General features: G+C 66.7%; 8 protein-coding genes. All 8 read right to left on the reverse strand.

The features are described from left to right. Positions 1-36 precede the first annotated feature (36 nt). The 8 genes from H9X71_RS14765 to rpmH all read right to left on the reverse strand — a co-directional run bounded on the left by H9X71_RS14765 (position 37) and on the right by rpmH (position 5,742). Positions 37-1,044 (reverse strand): ParB/RepB/Spo0J family partition protein, encoded by a 1,008-nt coding sequence (locus H9X71_RS14765; RefSeq protein ID WP_191147743.1) that lies wholly within the window; start codon positions 1,042-1,044, stop codon positions 37-39. Further along, positions 1,044-1,925 (reverse strand): ParA family protein, encoded by an 882-nt coding sequence (locus tag H9X71_RS14770; protein WP_244961666.1) that lies wholly within the window; start codon positions 1,923-1,925, stop codon positions 1,044-1,046. Before H9X71_RS14770 ends, H9X71_RS14765 begins: the two co-directional genes overlap by 1 nt. 147 nt (positions 1,926-2,072) lie before the next feature. Beyond that, complete coding sequence (rsmG, locus tag H9X71_RS14775; RefSeq protein WP_191147744.1) at positions 2,073-2,708, reverse strand: 16S rRNA (guanine(527)-N(7))-methyltransferase RsmG; 636 nt, start codon at positions 2,706-2,708, stop codon at positions 2,073-2,075. Positions 2,709-3,430: 722 nt separating this feature from the next. After that, complete coding sequence (locus H9X71_RS14780; protein WP_191147745.1) at positions 3,431-3,982, reverse strand: Jag family protein; 552 nt, start codon at positions 3,980-3,982, stop codon at positions 3,431-3,433. Then, positions 3,979-4,941: a membrane protein insertase YidC gene (gene yidC / locus H9X71_RS14785; protein ID WP_191147746.1), complete on the reverse strand. Its 963-nt coding sequence runs from the start codon at positions 4,939-4,941 to the stop codon at positions 3,979-3,981. Before yidC ends, H9X71_RS14780 begins: the two co-directional genes overlap by 4 nt. A 10-nt stretch (positions 4,942-4,951) precedes the next feature. Continuing rightward, positions 4,952-5,263, reverse strand: a complete 312-nt coding sequence (gene yidD / locus H9X71_RS14790; protein WP_191147747.1) for a membrane protein insertion efficiency factor YidD — start codon at positions 5,261-5,263, stop codon at positions 4,952-4,954. Beyond that, complete coding sequence (gene rnpA, locus H9X71_RS14795) at positions 5,260-5,601, reverse strand: ribonuclease P protein component (protein ID WP_191147748.1); 342 nt, start codon at positions 5,599-5,601, stop codon at positions 5,260-5,262. Before rnpA ends, yidD begins: the two co-directional genes overlap by 4 nt. 3 nt (positions 5,602-5,604) lie before the next feature. Next, positions 5,605-5,742 (reverse strand): 50S ribosomal protein L34, encoded by a 138-nt coding sequence (gene rpmH / locus H9X71_RS14800; protein WP_012039665.1) that lies wholly within the window; start codon positions 5,740-5,742, stop codon positions 5,605-5,607. Between the last annotated feature and the right edge of the window lie 478 nt (positions 5,743-6,220).

Raw genomic sequence — 6,220 nt, forward strand, 5'->3', positions numbered from 1 at the left:
ACTCCCCGGCGTCGACCGCTCATCGCGCCGGCCTCGTCAGCTCACGTCGGCGTCCGGGACGCCCATCTCCTGCACGATGCGCGTGAGGTCACCCAGGGTCGCGAAGTCGATCACGATCTGCCCCTTCTGCGCGGACATCGTCACCCGCACGCTCGTGTTGAGGTGGTCGCCCACGCGTTGCGCGGCTTCGTCGAGGTGCGCCGTGCGCGCGTTCGTGGCGCTCCTGCGCGGCTTGGACACCCGCTGGCCCCGCTGCGCCGCTGCCTCCGCGGCGCGCACGGAGAGATCCTCGTTGACGATCTTGTCGGCGAGGTGGCGCATCGCCTCCTCATCGCCCGACGAGAGGATGGCTCGCGCGTGACCGGCGGAGAGCACCCCGGCGGCGACCCTGTGCTGGACGTCCTCGGGGAGCCGCAGCAGCCGGATCGTGTTCGTGATCTGCGGTCGTGAGCGACCGAGCCGCTGCGCCAACTCGTCCTGCGTGATGGCGAAGTCGGCCAGGAGCTGCTGGTAGGCGCTCGCCTCCTCCAGCGGGTTCAGCTCGGAGCGGTGCAGGTTCTCGAGCAGCGCGTCGCGCAGCATCGACTCGTCGGCGGTGTCCTTAATGACGGCCGGGATCGTGTCGAGTCCGAGCTCCTTGGTCGCCCGCAGGCGCCGCTCCCCCATGACCAGCTCGTATCGCGTCCTGCCGTCGGCGTCCGCGCCGAGCGGACGGACCACGATGGGCTGCAGCACGCCGTACTCGCGGATCGAGACCACGAGCTCCTGCAGCTCGTCCGGGCGGAAGTCCGTCCGCGGCTGCTGCGCGTTCGGCCGGATGTCGGCCGGGTCGAGGTTCGCCAGGCGCGCGCCTGGTACGGCCACGAGCTCCGGCTCACGCTTCTTCGCCGTACCCGTGCCGTGTCCGTCCGCGGCCTGGACGCCGCTCGGTGCTCCCGCTCCGACGCTGTCGGGGAAGAAGACGTCCACCGGGCGGCTGCGGTCGTCAGACGTGGGGATGAGGGCGCCGATGCCGCGCCCCAGGCCGGTTCTCTTGGTTGCCATTACTTCGGGGCTCCTCGGTGTGCGATCTCGGCGGCCGCTTCCAGGTAGGAGAGCGCGCCGGGTGAGTTGGGGTCGTAGCTGATGACGCTCTGCCCGTAGCTGGGTGCCTCGCTGATGCGCACGGATCGGGGGATCAGCGTCGTGAGGGTCTGCTCTGGGAAGTGCTCCCGCACTTCGGCGGCGACCTGCTGCGCCAGGTTCGTGCGGCCGTCGTACATCGTCAGCAGGATCGTCGTCATCGACAGCTCAGGGTTCAGGTGCTGCGAGATCAGCTCGATGTTGGACAGCAGCTGGCTCAGCCCCTCGAGCGCGTAGTACTCGCACTGGATGGGGATGAGCACCTCCTTGGCAGCACTGAACGCGTTGATCGTGAGCAGGCCGAGGGAGGGCGGGCAGTCGATCAGCACATAGTCGAATCCCCTGCCATGCTCCGACGCCAGGAACGCGTCGAGTGCACGCCGGAGTCGACTCTCACGCTGCTCCAGCGTCACGAGTTCGATCTCGGCTCCCGCCAAGTGGATGGTCGCGGGAACGCAGTAGAGCGCGTCGAACTCCGGACTGCTCTGCAGCGCATCCTCGATGGGAACGTCGTTGACGAGGACGTCGTACACGCTCGAGAGATCGGACGACCTGTCGGCCCCCAATGCCGTCGAGGCGTTGCCCTGGGGATCGAGGTCGATGACCATCGTGCGTGCGCCGGCCTTCGCCAGCGCTGCGGCGAGGTTGACCGTCGAGGTGGTCTTCCCGACGCCCCCTTTCTGGTTCGCGATCGTGAAGACACGCGTGCGGGACGGACGCGGGAGGACCAAGCTTGCAAGCGCCTTTCGTCGACGACTCGTCTCGGAGAGCTCCCGCGCGATGGGACTCAGGTCGTCATTCATGCGCGAGTTCCAATCGAGTGCGGGTCATCGGGGACTTGGGCGAGACGGGACGATGTTTCACGTGGAACATAGCTTTCGCGCGTCTCCGTCGTGAGCTGAATACGCGCCTGACCGGGGAATTCAGGCGTCGTCTGTGAGTGGCGCATGTCACGCGACCCGTGCCCTGATGACGCGAGTGACTTCCTCGACCTGACCCTCACCGAGCGTGAGCACCTCGACATCCTCGAGGTGGAATCGCCGGATCACCTTCGTCGCAGCCTCCACCTCGCGCTCGGCATTCGCGCCCTTCATGAGCACCAGCTCTCCCCCGGTCTTGACCAGTGGCGCGGTCAGCGGAATGAGCTTCGAGAACGCACTCACGGCCCGGGCGGTGACCTGATCGAGCGCGTAGTCGCTGGCCACATCCTCCGCTCGCGCGCGGCGGACCTCCACGTTCTCGAGCTCCAGATGACGTGCTTGCTCCTCCAGCCAGGCGACGCGACGCTCCATCGGCTCGATCAGGACGAACCGAACATCGGGCCGGGCGATCGCGAGCACGAGCCCGGGGAGACCAGCACCGCTGCCGATGTCCCCGACCAGCCCGGGGCGAAGAAGAGGCGCGACCAGGACCGAGTTCACGATGTGCCGTGTCCACAGCCGCGGTGGCTCGAGAGGGCCGATGAGCCCCAGCTCCTCCCCACGCTCTCCGAGTTGAGCGGCGAACTCACGCGCGGTATCGATGTGACCGGCGAAAAGCGTCGCTGCCACCTCCGGCTCGGACTCGATCATGACCTGTTCGGGCATCGCGTACTTCCTTAGGTCAGTTTCCGTGTGGGCCAGATGATCCTCGTGAGGATCGTCGCATCGCGCTCTGGTGCGTTCCGACCGGCCTTCAGAGTTTACCGGGCGCGAAGCCGCGGGCACGGTGTGCTCGGTCGCGTGGTCGCGAATCACACGGCGCAGGACAACAGTTTCACGTGAAACATCACCTGCGCGCTCCATTCAGAGGATCACTCCTTGCCTCTGGTCTGCACGGGTGACGACAAGCGGAGCCTCACGTTGTTGCACGTGAAACGTATCGCTATGCGTAAGCACAGCATCATGCCAGTTGCCCCACGCTCGTCGGTACGCGCAGCGTACAAGGGCTACAGACAGGCACCAACCTGCGCCGTCACGGTCGTACGCATCAACAGGCGCTCCGTGGATCCATCACCGAAGAAAGCTGATTGGCGTGGACTCATCACGACTCCATTCAGCACCTAGCGCCCCAGCCAACGTCGACTCGAGAGTTCCTATGGCTCGACGATCCAGAGCGTTTGTGGGGCGCTTCTCACCTGGAGACGGCCCATCATCCCTCTTGCGTGCGGACCACTACCCCGTACCATCACGGACTCCTCCTACCTCGTACAGACACCCAGCTTTTCTAACACGTCCGTGCCATCAAGGCGCAAGCACTCCGTCGTGTTCCGAACGAAAAGGAGGCCCGGTCCTTCCGGACCGGGCCTCCCCCTCGACACTGCGTCAACTCAAGCTCGAGTGATCACCGTGTGGCGATCGCGACCCTCACCCTCGGACTCGGACGTGTAGCCGCGCTCCGCGACGATGTCGTGCACGAGCTTGCGCTCATAGGAGGACATGGGCGGCAGCGATGCACTCGCCGATCCGGCTGCGATGCGCTCGATCGCCCGGTCGACGAGCTGACCGAGCTCGACCTGTCGGGCGTCACGGGAGCCGCCGACGTCGAGGATCAGCCGGCTGAAGACGCCGGTCTTGTTCTGCACGGCGAGCCGCGTCAGCTCCTGCAAGGCCGTGACCGTCTCCGGGTTCGACAGCAGACGGAGGTCCTCGGAATCGGCTGCGTCGACGGACACGTAGGCCCGACCGCCGCGCTGATCGATGTCGATGTCCCCATCGAGATCAACGATGTCGAGGAGCTCCTCGATGTAGTCCGCCGCGATGTCACCCTCATCGACCGCGGCGGCGCCGGTCTCGTGTGCATCACCAGTCACGGATGAGATGTCGTCGGCGACAACGCCGTCGGCGACCTGCTGCTCGGTGCTGTCCGTCACGTCGCTCATCGGTTCTTGGGTCCCGCCTGCTTCTTCGCGCGGTTCTTGCCCACCGGCTGCTGACGCTGCGCGGGCTTGCGCTCCTCGACGACGACCGTTGCCGCATCTCCGGAGGCGTCCGGCGCGACGAGCTTGCCCTTGCGCGCCAGTCGCGCCTCACGCGCCCGTGCGGCCTCGCTGCCCGGTGTGGGCATGTTGCGGATGACGAGGAACTGCTGCCCCATGGTCCAGAAGTTCGAGACGAGCCAGTAGAACATGACGCCGAGGGGGAACGCGATGCCCGAGACGGCGAACACCAGCGGCAGGATGTACAGCAGGATGCGCTGCTGCTTGAACATCGGGCTGGCCTTGGTCTCCTCGGACATGTTCTTGGCCATGATCTGGAGCTGCGTGATGAACTGCGACGCGCTCATCAGGATCACCATGGTGGTCGCGATCACGATGACGGTGACGTTGCCGTTCGCCGTGGAGATGGCCGACTGCAGGGGAGCGCCGAGGAACGACGACTCGCCAAACGAACGCGAGAGCTGGGCGTTGAGCAGGCCGATGCCCGGCAGCTCCTCGACCGCGGCCCGGTGGAGCACCGAGTACAGGGAGAAGAAGATCGGCATCTGGAGCAGGAGCGGGAGGCAGCTGCTCAGCGGGTTCGTGCCCGTGTCCTTGTAGAGCGCCATCGTCTCGCGGGACATGGCCTCGCGGGAGAACTGGTCGCGCTTGCCCTTGTACTTGTCCTGGATCTTCTTGAGCTGCGGCGCGACCTCCATCATGCGGCGCTGGTTCTTGATCTGGCGCACGAAGATGGGGATGAGCGCGGCGCGGACCACGAGCACCAGCCCCACGATGGAGAGGACCCACGTGGTTCCGTTGTCGGGGTCGAGTCCGAGGCTCGTCCAAAGGGTGTGGAAGCCGACAAGGATGAGTTCGATGACCCACTTGATCGGCCACAGGATCGTTCCGAGGAAGTCCATGAGGTGGTCGTTAGCCCTTTCCGTGGCTGGGTGCGACGACGAATCCGAGCCTCGTGCGTCGGTACTGCTGGACCCGACGAGCGGGGACGTCGTCGATGCCGCCCTCCGCCCAGGGGTGGCACCGGCACACGCGCCATGCCGCGAGGGCACCGCCGCGCAGGAGGCCGTGCTCCTGCACCGCCTCGAGCCCGTAGGCCGAGCAGGAGGGGTAGTACCTGCAGACGTCCCCGTAGAGAGGGGAGACGAGGCGCCGGTAGACGCTGATGACGGCGATGCCCGCGTTCCGGGGCGCCAGGACGAGGGAGGTCAGTGCCCTCTTCATATCGTCCTCACGGCTCGCGTCACGGCTGACGCGATCTCCTCCTGCAGGGTAACCCACGGTGTCCGCTCCATGCCTGGCAGTACGCGGATCACCACGGATGCGCCGGCGGGTGCGCCGTCGAGCAATGCGGCCGTGACCGCCTTCAACCGACGCCGGACCAGGTTGCGCGTCACGGCGTTGCCCACCTTCTTCGACACGATGAACCCGAAGCGAGTCGGCGCGTCAGCGGGGCCGGCGAGCGCGTAGACGACGGCCGTCGCGGTGGTGGACCGGCGTCCCCGTCGGACGATGGTGCGGTAGTCCGCACCGCTCGTCACGCGGTTCCGCCGAGCGAGCACGTGCTACGCGGAGAGCTCGGTGCGTCCCTTGCCACGGCGGGCGGCGAGGATGGCGCGGCCGGCACGGGTGCGCATGCGGAGGCGGAAGCCGTGCTTCTTGGCCTTCTTGCGGTTGTTCGGCTGGAAGGTGCGCTTGCTCACGGTGAGTCTCCACTCAGGTTGGTCCACGGGGCCGACGAGTGCGGCTGGGAAGATGGGGCAGCCTCGACGGGCTGGGTCAACTGCCTAAATCTACGGGCCGAGGGCCCTCCGGTCAAACCCGGGGGCGAGATCGTGATTATCCACACGGAGAGGGCCTCGGCCGGTATTGACATGCCGCCGTCGATAGGGTCGATTTGTCCTGATCTCCGGCAGTGGCTAGCGTGTGGCGTGGCCGCGACGCGCCGGGGATCGCCCGCGCGGAGCATGACGGCCCGTTCGCACACAGGGTGGATAACCCTGTGAGTAACTATGCTGTCCGCCATCGCGGTGCTCGGATGGTCCGCACCCTCGGAACCTCCGAGGACGGACGCCGCACGAACGACCGCGACGCCCTCCCGGCGTCGACAGCAGCCCGCGCACCGTGATGCGGCCCCGCATCAGCCGCGGGATCGAGTCCGGTGACGGCAGATGGGGAAAC

It is taken from the genome of Clavibacter zhangzhiyongii (genome assembly GCF_014775655.1).
In the GTDB taxonomy this organism is placed as follows: domain Bacteria; phylum Actinomycetota; class Actinomycetes; order Actinomycetales; family Microbacteriaceae; genus Clavibacter; species Clavibacter zhangzhiyongii.